Source organism: Kitasatospora sp. NPDC056531 (assembly GCF_042794375.1).
In the GTDB taxonomy this organism is placed as follows: Bacteria; Actinomycetota; Actinomycetes; order Streptomycetales; family Streptomycetaceae; genus Kitasatospora.
The window spans coordinates 41,880-59,002 of record NZ_JBHTTU010000013.1 but is presented as its reverse complement, the minus strand read 5'-3'; the positions used below and the strand labels follow the sequence as shown (position 1 = coordinate 59,002).

The window sequence follows — 17,123 nt, the reverse complement described above, 5'->3', positions numbered from 1 at the left end:
CCTCCAGGCGACAAAATGCAACCTCCCCTTTTGTGTGGGAGGTTGGCTTGGTCGATTCCCCACGAACGAAGGCTTGGGGCGACGTCACCTCTTCGGCAAAGCCGAAGCGCCGGGTTCAGGCGCGAGCGCGGCGGAGGATCCGGTCGGCGAGGTCGACGGCCTCCCGCATCGGGACGAGGCGGCAGTCGGCGGTACCGAGGCGGGCGGTGGTGACGCCGGTGGCGGCCGCGAGGACCCTGGTCCCGAGGTCGGCGAAGTGCACGTCGTCCAGGTCGGGGGCCTGGAAGGTGATCCAGCCCTCGGGGGCGACGCAGCGGTACTCGCGGACCTGCACACCGGGCTGGCGCAGGTCGGCGAGGTGGAAGGCGGTGAAGCGGGCCATCCCGACGCCGAGCTGCAGCACCCGGGCGTCGAGGTCGTAGAGGCGGCCGAGGGGCGAATCCGGGCCCAGGTGCGAGGTGAGCGGATGATGAGCGGTGATCTCCGCCGCTGACGGGCCCAGGGCCACCCAGGAGGTCTGCGGGTGGCTGCTGCGGAGGGCGCCGGGCCGGGTGCGGATCTCCTCGGACAGCGCGCCCACGGTCGGGGAGGCGGGGGTGGTGGCCGGGTCGAAGCGCGGCATCCGGGCCTGGTGCGCGGCCACTTCCGCCGCGGAGAGCCCGGCAACGGCGGACTGGTAGATCCGCGAGGTGGAGGAGTTCTCGGGCGTGGCGGTGAAGGCCACCAACGTGCCGTCAGGGCCGAGGGCTTCGGACAGGGCGTCGACCACACCGCCCGCCCCGCCCTCGACCGGCCCGAGCGCCCGTAGCGAGGCCTGGACGTGCAGCACCGTTCCGGGGCGGACCCCCATTGCGGTGAACGCGTCGGTGAGAGCGGCTACAGATATCACGACGACTCCTTCGAATCAGGCCCCGGCGAGGCGGAGTTGGCTGCGCTCCTGCCGTGCCCGCTCGGCATCCCGCTCGGCCGAGGCGGGCAGCGGCACCGCGAGCCACGGAGAGACGCTTTCCCGCATCCCGTCGGCGAAACGCCGCCCGAGCGCCGTCAGCGCCCCCGACTCGGCCAAGCGCTCGACCGCCTCCGCCGTGTACCGCCGCCAGAGCGCGAACTGCGCCCGCGCCCGGTCGGCGGCCTCGCCCGGCAGCCCGTCGTACGCGGCCGTACGCGTGCCCCAGTACTCGGTCACCGCCAGGTGCGCGTACGTGCCCTGGAGCAGCCCCTCCAACGGACGCGGATCGGGCCGCCAGGGCGCGAAGTAGAGCCGGTCGTCGGCCTGGTCGTAGAGGTCGAACAGGTCGAGCACCGCGCCCAGCTTCACGTGCTGGAACTCGTGCGCGAGCAGCAGCGCCAGCGTCGGCGCCGTCGCGGGCCGGGCGATGCCCACCGCGCCGTACGCCTGCCGGGCCGCCGAGCTGACGTCCCGCCCCTGCGGCCCGGGCCGCAGCGGGGTCACCGTCCGCAGCCCGGCCCGGATGCCCTCCGCATAGCCGGGCAGGTCCCGTCCGAGCAGCTCCCAGGCCTCCCGCAACGCGCCTGTCCAGCCCAGCAGTTCGCCGTCCGGAAGCCTCTCGGCCACCGCGTGGCCATGGCTGTCCCGCAGCGGGTCGACGTCCTCCAGCGCGACCGTCCAGCCGCCCGCCAGGCGGACCCGCCGCAGCGGCTGGTCCAGCCGCGTGAACACCGACCCGTCCGCGGCCCGAACCTCGAACCCGTCCGCCAGCCCGGTGACCACCGCCTCCCCGTCCGGCACCGCGACCCGCCCCAGCGTCGGCAGGTTCAGCCACCCGCCCCGCACCGGCACCGCGACCGCGTCCCCCCGCCCGGCCCGCACCGCCGCCGCGGCCGCCAGCGCCGCCAACTCCCCGAGCCCGACCGACAGATCCCCGCCGAGGCTCCGCGCCGCCCAGGCCCGCGCGTACGGATGCGCCAGCACCGCGTCCACGGCCGCGGGCGCCGCGCCGTCCAACTCCGACAGCAACCCCCACGCCTCGGCCCGCCCCTGTCCGGAGGCGTCCCAGGCGGCGGCCAGCATCGCGCGGGTCAGCGAGAGTTGGGAGCGCCCGAGGGCGGCAAGCGTATCGGCCCCCCCGTACCCCCGGGCCAGTTCGTCGAGTTGAGCCGGAGCGAGCGCGGCCAGCAGCAGCGGCTCGCCACCCTGCGCGGGCACCGAGGCCGAACCGCCGTTTCCCGCAATGCCGTTGATGAGCGTCATGAGGTCACCGCAGTAGACAGAGGGATTGTCGAAACCAGTGTCCGCCCGGTAGCGGTGGGCGTACAGCCCGCCACCGCACGAGCGGACCACCGGGCAGGCACGGCAGTCGGCGCTCAGCCCCGCCAGGCCGGACTGGCGGGCGGCGATGCCGGGGTGGCGGGCGAGGTCGTCGATGCTGTGCTCGAAGACGTTCAGCCCGGTGGCGGGCGCGCCGTCGTACGCGGTCTTCAGGCTGTCGACCTGCTCGAAGGCCCCGTCGGTCTCCAGCACCGCCAGGTCCGAGGGTTCCAGGCCCAGTGACTCGGTGAGGCTGGAGAGCCCGCGCCGGGTCCGGTGCACGGACTCGAAGGTGCGCACGGCGAACGGCCGCCGGTCCGCTTCCCACAGCCTGTGGACGGTCAGCAGCCAGTCGGCGTACGGGGTCTCGCCGCCGCCCGGGAGTCGCTTCGGCGGCTCCTCCCAGGTGGCGTGAGGCAGCAGGAAGTCGACGGCCGGGGGCCGGAGTTCGGCCAGCGCCCGGTACACGGCCACCGGGTCGTTCTCGATGTCGATGGTGCACAGCAGCCCGGCGAACAGGTGCCGGAAGTCCGGCTCGTCCAGCAGCGCGACCGCCCGCAGGACCTGGGGGTGGCTGCTGCGGCCGTCGGCGAAGCGTCGGTGGCGGTCGTTGGCGGCCTTGTCGCCGTCCAGTGAGATGCCGACCTTGACGTCCAGCTCCGCGAACAGCGAGAGGAAGGCGCGGCTCAGCAGCACGCCGTTGGTGTGGATGCGCAGGTCGAGGGCGCAGCCGGGCGGGAGTGCCGCCCGGAGCGCTTCGGCGGCGCGGCGCAACCGGTCCGGGCCGGCGAGCAGGGGTTCTCCCCCGTGCAGGACGGCCCGGACGGCGGACAGCCGATGGGCGGCCGCGTGCTCGCCGATCCGTTCGGCGGCCTTGGCCAGGATCTCGTCCCCGATGACCTTGGGGCGGGAGCGCCAGCTGCTGTCCGCGTGCTCGTAGACGTAGCAGTGGTCGCAGGCGAGATCGCACCGGCTGTGCATCTTGACCACGAATTGCGTCAGTGGCACCGGAATTCGCGTCGACATAGGTATGGCAGGCTCAGCTCGGCCAGGGGTCCGCTCGGTGTTCCGGGGCCGGGTCAGATCGACGAGTTGAAGGCTGCGACCGGCACGAGGCCGGATTCCGCGCCCGGGAGAGCGCGCTGCAGTCGGGCGGCGAGTTCCTCCGCGCCCAGTGCGGCGAGTTCGGCGAGGGACGGGCGTTCCGGCGTCTCCTGAGTGTCAGTGAGGTTGCCGGCTGGCCTGGTGCTGGTTACCGGAGTCATATTCGTTTCCTTAGGCGCGGTTAGGACCTGCCGAGTGCGGGTAGGTCACCCGGTTACGACCAATGTAGTGTCTGCGCGGGCTCCGCGCGGCACCTTGTCTCTTCAAGTTGGTCTGCCCAGCCGGTCGACGCCATACCACGGCGCCCGAAGCCCCAAGAATTCACCCGTTCAGCGGTCGCACACTTCGCCTTTGCGCCCGCCGAAGCGCGGTTACCGGAGCATGCGTTCGAGCCTGCCGACCCGCCTCCGCACAGACGTGCGCTGGTGCGCGGCAGCGGCCCCGGGACACCGGGTCGGCACCCGGATGGCGGGATGCGTTCAGGCGCCCGGCCCGGACCGCCCAGTTCGCGGACGGAACGAGCCAACTCATCGGTGAACTCCAATCCCTGCAAGGCCAGTTCACCACACGCCAGCAGAGTTTCGGCCGCGGTCAGAGTGTGCTGCCCGCCAGGATTCCGCCAACTGACGGCGCCACAGCGAGAGTTCACCGGACGACAGCGGCCCGGCCCGGGTCCGCCCGCAGTCACACCGGTGGCGCCTCCACGAAGATGTCCGCCCGTCCGGCCGTGCCGGAGACGCCGGTTCCACGGCTCGCCCGGCTCAGCGCCAGGTTGCCGAGCGCCGCCCGGGTGTCGGGGTGGTCCGGCCCCAGCGAGTCCGTCAGCACCACCGCGGCCCGCTCGTCCAGTTCCCGCGCGCCGTCCGCATCCCCCGTGGCCATCAGCGAGTTGGCATGGTTCAGCAGCGCCGCCCCGACGTACCGGTGCCGCTCCCCCAGCCGCTCCCGCAGCCCCTCCAGCACCCGCCCGGACAGCGCCACGGCCTCCTCGGTACGGCCGTCCCGCCGCAGCAGCACCGCGAGGTTCCCGGCAGCGACCAGGGTGGTCGGGTACTCCTCGCCGAGGTGGTCCCGGTGGTATTCGAACGCGGCCCGGGCCAACTCGACCGCCCGCCCGGTGTCGCCCAGCTCGGCGAGGTCGGCCGCGAGGTTGCCCGCGGCGGCCGCGGTCCCCGGATGGTCGGCCCCGTGCCGGGCCAGCAGCCGGCGGTAGGCCTCCTCGTCGGCGGCCCGGGCCTCCTCGCACCGACCGAGCCGCAGCAGGGCGCCGCCGAGGTGACGCAGGGCCCTGAGGGTGTCGTCGTGGTCCTCGCCGTAGCGCGCTCGAGAGCGCTCGACGACGCTCGACAGCGCTGCCCGTGCCTCCTCGTACCGGCCGGCCTCGCGCAGGGCGCGGGCCCGGTTGATCTCGGACTGGAGGGGGTACAGGTCGTCCTCGCCGAAAGCCGCCCGTTGCCGGGCCATGGCGGTCGAGTGGCCCTCGAAGGCGCGGTCGAGGTCCCCGGACAGGAAGTCGGAGACACCCAGGTTGTTGAGACTCATCATGGTGCGCGGATGGTTCGGCCCGAGGACCCGCTCGGCGGCCTCCAGGGTCCGCCGGTCGAGCGCCTGCGCCTCGGCGTAGCGGCCGAGTTGGCGCAGGTCGCCACCGAGGCCGCCGGCCGCGGCGAGGGTGTGGACGTGGTCGGGGCCGAGCAGCTCGGTCAGCCGCTCCCACGCCTCCCGGTCGATCCGGTACGCCTCCTGGGCCGCGCCCTGGAACCGCAGCACGTTGCCGAGCTCGACCCGCAGCAGCAGCGCTGTCAGATCCTCTGCACCCCAGGCGGCCAGCGCCCGCCCGGCGAGCTCCTGGGCGGTGTCCAGCAGCCCCCGGTGGCGCAGGTAGCGGACCGACGCGGTGATCCACCGCCGTACCTCCGGGTCCGTGCTCTCCACCGCCCCGGACGGCTCCAGGTGCGGCAGCAGCGCCGCGAACCCGGGCCAGTCCTCCGCCCGGTCCGGGTTTCCGGAGCCGACCAGCGCCAGGGCTCCGTGCACGGCGGCCCGGACCGTGGGCCGGTCCTCCTCGGCCACCTGGTCGCGCAACAGTGCCTGGACGATCCGGTGCACCGCGAGCGTCCCGCCGCCCTCGGCGTCGTAGCGGACCAGGCCGTACTGGTTGACGGTGCGCAGGATCTCACCGATCGCCAGCCGTTCGTCCTCGCCCCGCGGGGGCCGGATCGCCCCGACGGCCGGTTCGCTGTAGAACAGCTCGATCGGGATGGCATCCGGTCCGAGGAAGCCGCAGAGCTCCAGCAGCCGCATCGCCGGGGCGTTGATCCGGCGCAGGTCGGCGCCGGCGATCCGGGCGGTGGCGGCGATGGCGGCCGGGCCGTCGCCCGGGACGGGTCGGTCGAGCACCTCGGTGAGCGCCCCGTCCAGCAGTTGCAGGTAGGTGGCGGCCGGCATCGGGGTCTCCTGGAGCCAGCGCGCGGCCTGGTCGACGGCGAGCGGCAGGTCGCCCAGCCGGTCGGCGATCGGCTCCGCCTCCTCCGGCCGGATCGCGGGGTTGAACCGCCGCAGCAGCCGCACACTCTCCACCCGGTCGAACACGTCGACCTCGGTGCGGCCGGAGTGCCGGGCCCAGCGCCGGTTGCGCGAGGTCACCAGCACGTGCCCGTCCACGGTCCCCGCGGGCAGCCACGGCGCGAGCCGATCCGGGTCCTCGGCGTTGTCGAAGACCAGCAGCCAGCGTCCGTACGGCCGCCCCTGGTCGAGGTGGACCAGCAGCTCGTGGGCGGCCCGCTGGACGTTCCCGTCGGCGGGCAGCCCGAGGGTGGCGGCGAGTTCGGCGAGCTGCCGCGGGACGTCGGTGGGCTCCTCGGCCCGGATCCACCAGGCGACGTCGTACCCGGCCGCGAAGCGGTGCGCGTACTCGGCGGCGGTCTGCGACTTGCCGACCCCGCCCATGCCGTACAGCACCTGCACGGGTACGGCGGCGGGCCGCCCGGTGAAGCGGTCGCGCAGCCGTTCGAGCAGGCCGCCGCGGCCGGTGAACGCGGGGTCGCGCGGCGGCAGCGAGTGCACCGCCGGACGGCCGCCGGGGAAGCGGGCGGGCGGTGCGGGCTCCTCCTCGGACTCGACCCAGCGGCCGACGCCGGGCGGCGGTCCGAGCAGCTCGAACAGCCGGGACTCCGCCGATTCGGCCACGCAGTCGGCCAGTTCGACCACCGCCCGTCCGTCGAAGGGTTCCGGCAGCGGTTCGGCGGCCACCGACACCGCCGCCAACGCGCCCTCCTCGCCGTCGCCGAACCGGCGCCACAGCTCGCCCGCCCGCGGCAGGGCCAGGTACTCGGGCGACAGCAGGGCCAGCATCCGCCCGTCCCCGTCCAGCGGCCGGTCGGCCTCCGGCAGCGCGCCGGAGGCGTCCGGCGGGACGGCCGCGCTGTGGAGCGTGGCCAGGTAGCCGAACCCGGTCAGCGCCGCGGCGGCCCACTCCGCCCACATCCGGTCCCCGGGGGCGTAACTCAGGTACACCCGGCGGGACCTGGACCTTCCGGGCCGCAGGTAGGCCGCGTAGAGCCGGCGGCGGACCCGGTCCGGGACGGGCCGCAGCTCACGCACCCGGCCGTCGGTGAGCCAGTCCGCCAGCCGCTCGTACGCGCCGAGCAGGCTACGGTGCTGCCGGGGCCGGTCGGCGACGGTGGCCGGCACCTCCTCGTAGGCGTAGAAGGGCTTGTAGGGCACCTCCACGTCCTGCCAGTAGGCGTCCGTGCGCTCGCTGCCGAGCCAGCGGTCCAGGTAGGGCGCGAAGGCCTCCCGGACGAAGTCGCGTCCGGCCGCGAGCCCGGCCCGCTCGGTCTCCTCCACCCGCATCGGCACCGGGAGCACCCGGATGTCGCGGATGTCCGCCTCGGCGATGGCGTGCGCCGCGTCGACGCCGCCGCGAATGCTCTGGGCGCTGAGGGTGAAGCAGTCGACCACGGTGTCGGGCAGCACCACGGTGCAGATGCCCGAGGTGTCGCTGACCCCGGTCCTGCTGTCGATCAGCACGTAGTCGTACGAACTGGTCCACTGCTCACGCAGGGCCGCCAGGAACTCGGACCCGCGGATGTCGCTGCGGGTGTAGAAGCTGCGCCAGTTGAAGCTGGTGACGGCCGCCGAGTAGGTGCCGTCCTGCCGTCCGGCCGGCATCAGGTCGAGGCGGCCGCCGGCCGGCAGGTCGAGGGCGAGGCCGCACAGGTGCTCGTCGAGCCGGCCGGGTGCGCCGAGCCACTCGCGCGGTCCGAGGGCCGGTGCGTCGGCGGGGCGCGGCAGGGCCTGGTCGACGTAGCCGCGCAGCAGGTCGATCAGGCCTGGGGTCCCGCGCAGTTCGGGGTCGATCAACAGCGGGTGGTAGTAGCGGTGCAGGCCGGGGGCTTCGAGGTCCCAGTCCACCACCAGGACGCGCAGGCCCTGGCTGGCCAGGATCCAGCCGAGGTTGGCCAGCGCCATGGTCCGGCCGGTGCCGCCCTTGAAGGAGTAGAAGGTCACGATCGAGCCGGTCGCGGGCGGGGCAGCGGCCTCCACGGCCGTCGGCAGGGCCTGGTCGGCGGTCATGACTGCGGCTCTCCTCGGCTCGGCGGGTCGGTGGCTGGCAGCGGGTCGGCAGCGGATCTCGGCGGGTTGACGACGGGTCTCGGTGGAGCGCTCGGCCGGGGCGGCAGTGGCCGCGGCTCCGGTCGCCCGGCCGGGATGGTCAGCCCGGGCATCGTCGGCGCCCCCGGTTCGAGCCCGAACGAGGCCCGGACGGCGTACGGATCGCCACCCTCGCCCTCGTCCGCCTCGTCCAGCAGCCGGTTCTGGGCGACCGTCACGGCTCGCAGGAGCTCGCTCTCGAAACGTTCCCGGGACACCTTCACCCGGAAGAGCGGTTCCGGACCTGAACGGTGCAACCAGTTGCGCGGGAACACCGCGCGCACCCCGCCCCACAACTGCGCGCGGGCCGGCCCCTCGGGCGGGTCGTCGGTGCCGGTGGGCACCAGGACGCCGGTGACCGGGTGGTTCTGGTCGTCGTACTCGCGCAGCACCTGCCGGTACGGCTCCCGCCCGGCCGACCACGGGTCCACCAACAGCACGCTGACCTGGTTGTTCTCCCGGGCCCGGTCGAGGTCCCGGGAGAGTCCGGGGCCGACCTCGTCCAGGGTGGTGATGTGCCCGGCCCGGGTGATCACCCGCTGGGCCTGGGCCACCAGCGAGGGCATGGTCGGCGGGTGGTACGGCGCCCAGTCCCAGGGCTGCGCCCCGTACCAGCCGCCCCCTTCGGCCGGTCCCGGTCGGCCGTCACCACGCCCGACCCGCCCGGCCGCCACGAACAGCCGGACCAGGCCCGGGCGGGCCGACGGCAGCTCCGTGGCGGGCACCGGGAAGCAGCCCTCCACCGCCCCCAGGTCCAGGGACGGCAGCTCGCCGAGGTACTGCCCGGCCGCCTCCCGCACCCGCTCGGCGATCGCCTTGACCACCCGCAGGTAGTCCGGCCCGTACGGATCCGCGCGCAGCAGGGCCCGCAGCCCACCGGCGGCATAGGCCTCGCCGAGGTCGTGCTGGACGTACTGGATCCGCAGCACCTCGGCCGGCAGCTCATCGGGCAGCGGCTCCCAGAGCACCGGGATCAGTGCGGGGACCGTACGGCCGGTCAACTCACGGTGTCGTAACACCCGTTCGTGGAAGGCGGTCCACTCCTTGCCGCAGTACGGGCTGGCGAAGTACGCCGGGGAGTACAGCGCGACCATGGCTCGGCAGCCGGCCACCGTCCCGGAGAGCTGCTGCTCCCAGTCGTCGCCGAGGCGCAGCCGCTCGGTGTCCCGGTAGCCGAGGCCGTCGGGGCCTGCGGCCGGCTCCAGTCGGGCCAGTTCGTCCTTCAGATCGCTGAAGAACTGGTCCACGAAGGAACCACCGACCAGGTGGTCCCGATGGGCGTAGCTGAAGAAGAAGAACGGCTCCACCGCACCCCCGTCCACAGCACCCCGTGGTCAGCCGACCGGCCTACCGTACCCGGGAGTTGGCCGGAATCGGAGCGGGTCGCCGAAGCAGGTGGCCGGAACCGGCCCCGCCCTCACGGGCAGAGGCGCTCCACCCGCCAACCCGCCGGGCGGGAGGGGTCAAAGAGGTAGCGGAGGCGGTCGTGCAGGCGGTTCTCGCGCCCCTGCCAGAACTCGACGCTCTCCGGGATCACCCGGTAGCCGCCCCAGAACGGCGGGACGGGGACGCCCTCGCCCTCGGGGTAGCGGCGTTCCAGTTCGGCGTAGCGCTGTTCGAGGACGTCCCGGCCGCCGACCGGGCTGGACTGCTCACTGGCCCAGGCGCCGAGTTGGGAGCCGTGCGGGCGGGTGCGGAAGTACGCGGCGGTCTCGTCCCGGCCGACCTTCTCGACCCGGCCCTGGACGATCACCTGGCGGGCCAGCGCGATCCACGGGAAGAGCAGCGCGGCGTGCGGGTTCGCGGCGAGCTCGGAGCCCTTGCGGGAGCCGTAGTTGGTGTAGAAGACGAAGCCGCGCACGTCATAGCCCTTGAGCAGGACGGTGCGCGAGCTGGGCCGCCCCTCGGAGTCGGCGGTGGAGAGCACCATGGCGTTGGGCTCCACCACCCCGGCGTCGTCCGCCTCGAGGAACCAGCGGGCGAACTGGCCGATCGGCTCGGGCGCGAGCTGCTCCTCGACCAGGCCCTCGTGGGTGTAGTGCTTGCGCATCACGGTGAGGTCCGGACCGGGGCGGGGCTCGTCGGCCAGGGTCCGGTTGGCGGGGCTCAGGGGCGTCGACTGGGCGCGTTCCGGGGTCTGCACGCCAACATCATCCCGTACGACAAGCAACCGACACCGCTACCTCCGGACAAACCCCGGTCGGAGATATGGTGACTCGCCACCGCTTGGCCGCCCGCCGTACGGGGAATTGTCCGGAACCAGGCGTTTGGTTCCGGGTCTCTCCCGGGCACGACCGACCCTCGGCGGAAGAGTCAATCGGGCCCGCGGGCAACATCACCACGGTGGTGTATGGCGCAATGCACCCCGTGCCTGTCACTCTGGCACCGAGTGCCAACCACGATTCGGTCACTGGCGCGCCGCCCCACCACGGCGGAGCACCGATCGCAGAACTGAAGGAGCCGTCGTATGTCCGACTTCGTACCCGGGCTTGAGGGAGTCGTCGCGTTCGAGAGCGAGATCGCCGAACCCGACCGTGAAGGCGGCGCGCTGCGGTACCGCGGTGTCGACATCGACGACCTGGTCGGCAACGTCTCCTTCGGCCACGTCTGGGGCCTGCTGGTCGACGGCAAGTTCAACCCCGGCCTCCCGGCCGCCGAGCCCTTCCCGATCCCGGTGCACTCCGGCGACATCCGGGTCGACGTCCAGTCCGCGCTCGCCATGCTCGCCCCGGTCTGGGGCCTCAAGCCGCTGCTCGACATCTCCGCCGAGCAGGCCCGCGACGACCTCGCCCGCGCCGCCGTGATGGCGCTGTCCTACGTCGCCCAGTCCGCCCGCGGCCAGGGCCTGCCGATGGTCCCGCAGAGCGAGATCGACAAGGCCGAGACGGTCGTCGAGCGGTTCATGATCCGCTGGCGCGGCGAGCCGGACCCGAAGCACGTCAAGGCCGTCGACGCCTACTGGACCTCGGCCGCCGAGCACGGCATGAACGCCTCCACCTTCACCGCCCGGGTCATCGCCTCCACCGGCGCCGACGTCGCGGCCGCGCTCTCCGGCGCGGTCGGCGCGATGTCCGGCCCGCTGCACGGCGGCGCGCCCTCCCGCGTGCTCGGCATGATCGAGGAGATCGAGCGCACCGGCGACGCCACCGCGTGGGTCAAGAACGCGCTGGACAAGGGCGAGCGCCTGATGGGCTTCGGCCACCGCGTCTACCGCGCCGAGGACCCGCGCGCCCGCGTGCTGCGCCGCACCGCCAAGGAACTCGGCGCGCCGCGCTTCGAGGTCGCCGAGGCGCTGGAGAAGGCCGCGCTGGAGGAGCTGCACAACCGCCGCCCCGACCGCGTGCTGGCCACCAACGTCGAGTTCTGGGCCGCCATCATGCTGGACTTCGCCGAGGTGCCGGCTCACATGTTCACCTCGATGTTCACCTGCGCGCGCACGGCGGGCTGGTCGGCGCACATTCTGGAGCAGAAGCGCACCGGTCGCCTCGTGCGCCCCTCCGCGCGCTACGTGGGCCCCGGCCCGCGCCGCCCCGAAGAGGTCGAGGGCTGGGACGCCATCGTCCACTGAGCGCGCTGAGCCTCGGGCTCCGCACCGCCTCTGACCAGCGGGTCCGGCCTCGACCGGGCCCGCTGTCGGCTTCTCTGAGCAGCGAAGATCACAGTCTCAGCGGGCGGACGACCGTACCCCGGGCGAGCCCCCGGCCGGTAGGCTGCGCGCGTGGCTCAGATCCAGATCCCCGCTGACATCAAGCCCGCAGACGGCCGTTTCGGCTGCGGACCGTCCAAGGTGCGCCCCGAGGCACTGAGTGCCCTCGCCGCCACCCAGACCTCCCTGCTCGGCACCTCGCACCGCCAGGCCCCGGTCAAGAACCTGGTCAAGCGCGTGCGCGAGGGCGTGAGCAGCCTCTTCTCGCTGCCGGAGGACTACCAGGTCGTCCTCGGCAACGGCGGCTCCACGGCCTTCTGGGACATCGCCGCCTTCGGCCTGGTGCGGGAGAAGTCCCAGCACCTGGACTTCGGCGAGTTCTCCTCGAAGTTCGCCTCCTCGGTCAAGGCCGCGCCGTGGCTGGCCGAGCCGACCGTGATCAAGACCGCCCCGGGCACCCACCCGCTGCCGGTCGCCGAGGCGGGCGTGGACGTCTACGGCCTCACCCACAACGAGACCTCGACCGGCGTCGCGATGCCGATCAAGCGCCCGGCCGGCGCTGACGAGGACTCGCTGGTCCTGGTGGACGCCACTTCGGGCGCCGGCGGCCTGCCGGTGGACATCACCGAGAGCGACGTCTACTACTTCGCCCCGCAGAAGTCCTTCGCCTCCGAGGGCGGTCTGTGGCTGGCCACCTTCTCCCCGGCCGCCCTGGAGCGCGCCGCCGAGATCGCCGGCTCCGGCCGCTACATCCCGCCGTTCTTCTCGCTGCCGACGGCCATCGACAACTCGTCGAAGGACCAGACGTACAACACCCCGTCGATCGCCACCCTGTTCCTGCTGGCCGACCAGCTGGAGTGGCTGAACGGCAACGGCGGGCTGGACTGGGCCGTCGCCCGTACGGCAGATTCCTCGTCCCGGCTGTACGCCTGGGCCGAGAAGTCCTCCTTCGCCAACCCCTTCGTGGCGAACCCGGCCGAGCGCTCCCAGGTGGTCGGCACCATCGACTTCGACGAGTCGGTGGACGCCGCCGCGGTCGCCAAGGCACTGCGTGCCAACGGCATCGTGGACACCGAGCCGTACCGCAAGCTGGGCCGCAACCAGCTGCGCATCGCGATGTTCCCGGCGATCGACCCGGCGGACGTCGAGGCGCTCACCCAGTGCATCGACTACGTGGTCGAGCAGCTCTGACCACCGCGTCCCCGAGGACACGGCTGAGGGCCACCGCCTGCGGGCGGTGGCCCTCTCGCCGTTCCGGGGCTACTTGCCGACCAACGAACTGATCAGCACGACGACCAGCAGCAGCACCAGGGTGCCGGAGACGATGCGCATACGAGTCTTGGGATCCACGGTCAACGAGCGTACCTCCGGCTCACACCCGAGCCGACCCTCGGGCCCGTCCGCGGCCTCAGCTCCAGTCGGCCAGCGCCCAGGAGCGCAGCGACGCGTAGTGGGTGGCGCCCCCGTCCTGGCGGCTCTCCATCAGGTGCAGCTCGGCGGCCTCCCACTCCGGCCCCCGGTACTCCGCCAGCGCCGCCGCCAGGGTCTCCAGCTCGGCTGCGGCGACCCGCAGGACGGCCCGCCGCTGGCCGCGGTGGGAGCCGGCCCGGGCCAACGTGAGGTGCGGGTGGAAGGCGAAGGAGTCGGTTTCCTCGGTCGCCTCGGCGGTGGCCTCGGCGACCGCCTCCGCGAGCCGGCGCAGCGCCCAGGTCTGGCCCTCCACCCCGGCCCAGAGCACCCGGTCGCCGAACCGGCCTGCGCCCGCGATCCGCAGCCGGTGCACCGGGTGCACCTCGGCGACGGCGGCCAGGCCGGTCTCCAGCTCGGGCAGCCGCTCGGCCGGCACCTGGCCGAGGAAGGCCAGGGTGAGGTGCCAGCCCTCGGCGGTGGTCCAGCGCAGCCGGTCCGCCCCGGGCAGGCCGCGCACCGGGGCGACGGCGTCGGCGAGCCCCTGCAGCGCCGTGACCGGTGGGAGGACCGCCACGAACAACCTCATGGGCCAATCTTCCCTCGATCGGCCGTTTGGAGTAGAACGGTTTTCCATGAAGATCCGCAACGGGGGTCCCGCGGACATCCCCGACATCCTGTCCCTGCTCGACGGCGCCGTGTCCTGGCTGGCCGGCCAGGGCCGCACCGGCCAGTGGGGCGACCAGCCGTTCAGCACCAACCAGGCCCGGGTCGACCAGGTCTCCTCGTACGCCGCCGAGCCCTTCCTGATCCGCCTCGCCGTGGACGACGACGGCCGCACGGTCGGCTGCTGCGTGCTCTCCGAGGACCGCGGCCGGTGGATCCCCGCCGTGGACGAGCGCGAGCTGTACGTCCGCAACCTGGTCACCGACCGCAGCCGCAAGGGCTCCGGCATCGGCGCCGCGCTGATCGCCGACGCGATCGAGGAGACCCGCCGGCGCGGCATCGGCCTGCTGCGGGTGGACTGCTACGGCGGCGCGGACCGCGCGCTGGTCGCCCAGTACCGGGCGCTCGGCTTCACCGAGACCGAGACCTTCGAGGTCGAGCAGCCGACCGGCATCTGGCCGGGCCAGGTGCTGGCCATCCGCCTCTGACGCACGTCAGGACCCCCGGGAGGGCAACCCCCCGGGGGTCCTGACGGTCCTGGCGCTCCTAGCGATCCGTCAGCAGGCCGGAGCCAGCTCCGACTTGCTCGCCGTGCGGGTCCGCGGCACGACGGCCACCACCCGGCCGCCACGGCCCGGGTGCAGGTCGAAGCGCACCCGCAGGTCCGCGCTGCGGGCCAGCACCAGGCCGACCGCGGCGGCCGCCAGCGCGGACACCACGCCGCAGGCCAGCAGGCCGAGCCGGGGCCCGTACGAGGCGGTGACCCAGCCGACGATCGGGGCGCCGATCGGCGTGCCGCCGGTGAAGACCAGCACCAGCAGGCCCATCACCCGACCGCGCATCTCGGGGTCGGTGGCCAGCTGCAGCAAGGAGTTGACCGAGGTGTTGAAGCTCAGCCCGAACACCCCGATCAGCATCAGCAGCAGCGCGAAGGTCCAGTAGTCGGGCGCGAAGGCCGCGACCACCTCCAGCGTGCCGAAGGCCAGCGCCGCGCCGACCAGTCGGCGCAGCCGCGGCGCGCCCCGACGGGCGGCGAGCAGCGCACCGGCCAGCGAGCCGACCGCCATCGCGGTGTTCAGCAGGCCGTACTGCCCGGCGCCCACCTTGAAGGTGTCGTACGCGAAACCGGCCAGCAGCGTCGGGAAGTTGAAGCCGAAGGTGCCGATGAACCCGGCCAGCACCATCGGCCAGAGCAGCTCGGGCCGCTCCTTCACGTAGCGCAGGCCCTCGCGCAGCTGGCCCTTCTCACGGGCGATCGGCTCGGTCGGGCGCAGCTCGCCCTCCCGCATCGCGAGCAGCCCGCCGATCACGGCGGCGAAGGACAGCGCGTTGACGGCGAACGCCCAGCCGCTGCCGACCGCGGCGATCAGCAGACCCGCGACGGCGGGGCCGACCAGGCGGGCGGTCTGGAAGTTCGCGGCGTTCAGGCTGACGGCGTTGGCGAGGTCCTTGGGCCCGACCATCTCGGAGACGAAGGCCTGCCGGGTCGGGTTGTCCACCACGGTGACCAGGCCGAGCAGCAGCGCGAAGGCGTACACGTAGTACGGCGTCACGATGCCGCTGACGGTCAGTACGGCCAGACCCGCGGCGAGCAGGCCCATCGCGCCCTGGGTGTAGATCAGCAGCCGGCGCTTGGGCATCCGGTCGGCGAGCACGCCTCCGAACAGACCGAGCAGCAGCATCGGCAGGAACTGCATGGCGGTGGTGATGCCGACCGCGAGCGGGCTGCCGGTGAGGCTGAGCACCAGCCAGTCCTGGGCGATCCGCTGCATCCAGGTGCCGGTGTTGGACACCACCTGGCCGGCGAAGTAGTAGCGGTAGTTGCGAACGCGCAGGGAGGAGAACATCCCCCCGGGCCTCGTGAAGCGGGCTCCGGTCGGAGATGCGGCCGATCGGGTTCGGCCCTGAGCGGCGGGGTCCGCCGCGGTGCGTTCGTCGGGGTCGTCGTCGCCGCTGCCGGGCAGCCCGCTGGGGGCGGGGGCCTGGGCGTCGGCGGCCGCGGCACTGTCCGCGGCGGGGTCGGTGGTCGGGTCGTCGGTACGGATGGCGGCGGCGCTGGCTGCGGCCGGCGGTGTCACTGTGGTCTCCCCTCGCGGCGCGACGGCCCTGGCGGTGGCCGTCGCGCTCCTGGTGTCGGTGGTCGGTCCTGCGGTGATGCGGGCTCCTTCTTCTCCCGGCGGCTTGCCGGAGTCGGTATGCCTAGAGGTGTGCGAGCTTGTAGAGCACGGGCGCGGCCTCCCGGAGGACGGCCCATTCCTCGTCGTCGAGCCCTTGGGCGAGCTCGGCGAGCCAGACGTTTCGGCGCCGACGGCTCTCCGCGAGGATCGCCTCGGCCCGCTCGGTGCTGCTGACGACCACCTGGCGGCGGTCCTCGGGGTGCGGCTCGCGCCGCACCAGCCCCTTCTCCTCCAGCATCGCGACGATCCTGGTCATCGAAGGAGGCTGCACATGCTCCTTCCGGGCGAGCTCACCCGGTGTCGCCTTCCCGCACCGGGCGAGGGTGCCCAGCACCCCTATCTCGGTGGGACTCAGCGACTCCTCCACCCGCTGGTGTTTGAGTCGTCGGGAGAGGCGCATCGTGGACGACCGCAGCTGTGAGATCGCTGCGAGGTCCTGCTCGGACATCTCGGGCATCTCTTTAGCTTACGTCATTACTCTCGCTAAGGAAAAACGGGTTCCCGCCGCGCCGGAAGATCGACCCGGTGCCATATTGGTCATGGGTCACCACTCCCGACTCCAGGAAGGCCCGACCAGCCATGTCCGATCTCGCCGCCGAGCAAGCCGGGCCGTACGTGCCGTACGCGCCGCCCGCGCCGTACGAGCAGTCCGCCACGTCCGGGCCGTCCGGGCGGTCCGGGCCGCAGGGGCAGGACGACACCGGCTTCGCCCGACTCGCCATGGTCACCATCGACTGCGCCGACCCGGTCGCGCTGGCCTCCTTCTACGGCGAGCTCCTGGGCTGGGAGACCCGGCACGCGGACGAGCACTTCGCGATCCTGGACAACCCGGAGGGCGGCAGCCCGCTGGGCTTCGGACGGGTGACGGGCTACCGGCCCGAGCCGTGGACCGAGCCGGACGGCAGCAAGCACTTCCACCTCGACTTCTACGTCGACGACCTGGACGAGGCGACCGCCAAGGCCCTCGCGCTGGGCGCGACCGAGCCCAGCTACCAGCACGGCCGCACGCTCAAGGTGCTGATCGACCCGGCGGGCCACCCGTTCGGGCTAGCCCCGCTGGAATAACCGACAAACGGGCCTGGGGGCCGTGCGCAGGCAGTGTCAGGGCTTGGTGCCAAGATCATGCAGGCCGGGTAAAGGTCCAGGTCGGCGCGGGAGTTCACGAAAAGCACGAACATTGTGCGACCGCCGGGCAGTG

13 protein-coding genes are annotated in these 17,123 nt (G+C 73.2%); 4 read left to right on the top strand and 9 right to left on the bottom strand.

The window, feature by feature from the left end; all coding sequences use genetic code 11:
- Positions 1 to 115: 115 nt before the first annotated feature.
- The 6 genes from ACFQ87_RS15130 to pdxH all read right to left on the bottom strand — a co-directional run bounded on the left by ACFQ87_RS15130 (position 116) and on the right by pdxH (position 10,079).
- Positions 116 to 889: an aminoglycoside N(3)-acetyltransferase gene (locus ACFQ87_RS15130; protein ID WP_380611190.1), complete on the bottom strand. Its 774-nt coding sequence runs from the start codon at positions 887 to 889 to the stop codon at positions 116 to 118.
- Positions 890 to 904: 15 nt separating this feature from the next.
- Positions 905 to 3,295, bottom strand: a complete 2,391-nt coding sequence (locus ACFQ87_RS15125; RefSeq protein WP_380611189.1) for an FxsB family cyclophane-forming radical SAM/SPASM peptide maturase — start codon at positions 3,293 to 3,295, stop codon at positions 905 to 907.
- Between the two features lie 53 nt (positions 3,296 to 3,348).
- Positions 3,349 to 3,534: a hypothetical protein gene (locus ACFQ87_RS15120; RefSeq protein ID WP_355671288.1), complete on the bottom strand. Its 186-nt coding sequence runs from the start codon at positions 3,532 to 3,534 to the stop codon at positions 3,349 to 3,351.
- A gap of 523 nt (positions 3,535 to 4,057) precedes the next feature.
- Positions 4,058 to 7,951: an FxSxx-COOH system tetratricopeptide repeat protein gene (fxsT, locus tag ACFQ87_RS15115; RefSeq protein ID WP_380611188.1), complete on the bottom strand. Its 3,894-nt coding sequence runs from the start codon at positions 7,949 to 7,951 to the stop codon at positions 4,058 to 4,060.
- Positions 7,948 to 9,336, bottom strand: a complete 1,389-nt coding sequence (locus ACFQ87_RS15110) for a TIR-like protein FxsC (RefSeq protein ID WP_380611187.1) — start codon at positions 9,334 to 9,336, stop codon at positions 7,948 to 7,950. Before ACFQ87_RS15110 ends, fxsT begins: the two co-directional genes overlap by 4 nt.
- A gap of 110 nt (positions 9,337 to 9,446) precedes the next feature.
- Entirely contained in the window at positions 9,447 to 10,079 is a 633-nt protein-coding gene (gene pdxH / locus ACFQ87_RS15105) for a pyridoxamine 5'-phosphate oxidase (protein ID WP_380611266.1), read from the bottom strand.
- A gap of 417 nt (positions 10,080 to 10,496) precedes the next feature.
- Between pdxH and ACFQ87_RS15100 the strand changes: the two genes are divergently transcribed.
- Together ACFQ87_RS15100 and serC are read left to right on the top strand one after the other, a co-directional pair.
- Complete coding sequence (locus ACFQ87_RS15100; protein ID WP_380611186.1) at positions 10,497 to 11,597, top strand: citrate synthase 2; 1,101 nt, start codon at positions 10,497 to 10,499, stop codon at positions 11,595 to 11,597.
- Between the two features lie 150 nt (positions 11,598 to 11,747).
- Entirely contained in the window at positions 11,748 to 12,866 is a 1,119-nt protein-coding gene (gene serC, locus ACFQ87_RS15095) for a phosphoserine transaminase (protein ID WP_380611185.1), read from the top strand.
- Positions 12,867 to 13,083: 217 nt separating this feature from the next.
- On the opposite strand, the gene thpR is transcribed toward serC, so the two are convergent.
- On the bottom strand, positions 13,084 to 13,671 hold the full coding sequence (thpR, locus tag ACFQ87_RS15090; protein ID WP_380611184.1) for an RNA 2',3'-cyclic phosphodiesterase: 588 nt from the start codon (positions 13,669 to 13,671) through the stop codon (positions 13,084 to 13,086).
- Between the two features lie 46 nt (positions 13,672 to 13,717).
- Here thpR and ACFQ87_RS15085 point away from each other — a divergent pair, with 46 nt between their 5' ends.
- Entirely contained in the window at positions 13,718 to 14,236 is a 519-nt protein-coding gene (locus ACFQ87_RS15085; protein WP_380611182.1) for a GNAT family N-acetyltransferase, read from the top strand.
- Between the two features lie 69 nt (positions 14,237 to 14,305).
- Here ACFQ87_RS15085 and ACFQ87_RS15080 read toward each other — a convergent pair whose 3' ends face one another.
- Both ACFQ87_RS15080 and ACFQ87_RS15075 read right to left on the bottom strand, forming a co-directional pair.
- Positions 14,306 to 15,826, bottom strand: a complete 1,521-nt coding sequence (locus tag ACFQ87_RS15080) for an MFS transporter (protein WP_380611181.1) — start codon at positions 15,824 to 15,826, stop codon at positions 14,306 to 14,308.
- A 121-nt stretch (positions 15,827 to 15,947) separates the two neighbouring features.
- Entirely contained in the window at positions 15,948 to 16,382 is a 435-nt protein-coding gene (locus tag ACFQ87_RS15075) for a MarR family winged helix-turn-helix transcriptional regulator (RefSeq protein WP_380611180.1), read from the bottom strand.
- A gap of 122 nt (positions 16,383 to 16,504) precedes the next feature.
- On the opposite strand from ACFQ87_RS15075, the gene ACFQ87_RS15070 reads away from it, so the two are divergent.
- Entirely contained in the window at positions 16,505 to 16,990 is a 486-nt protein-coding gene (locus ACFQ87_RS15070) for a VOC family protein (protein ID WP_380611179.1), read from the top strand.
- Positions 16,991 to 17,123: the final 133 nt, after the last annotated feature.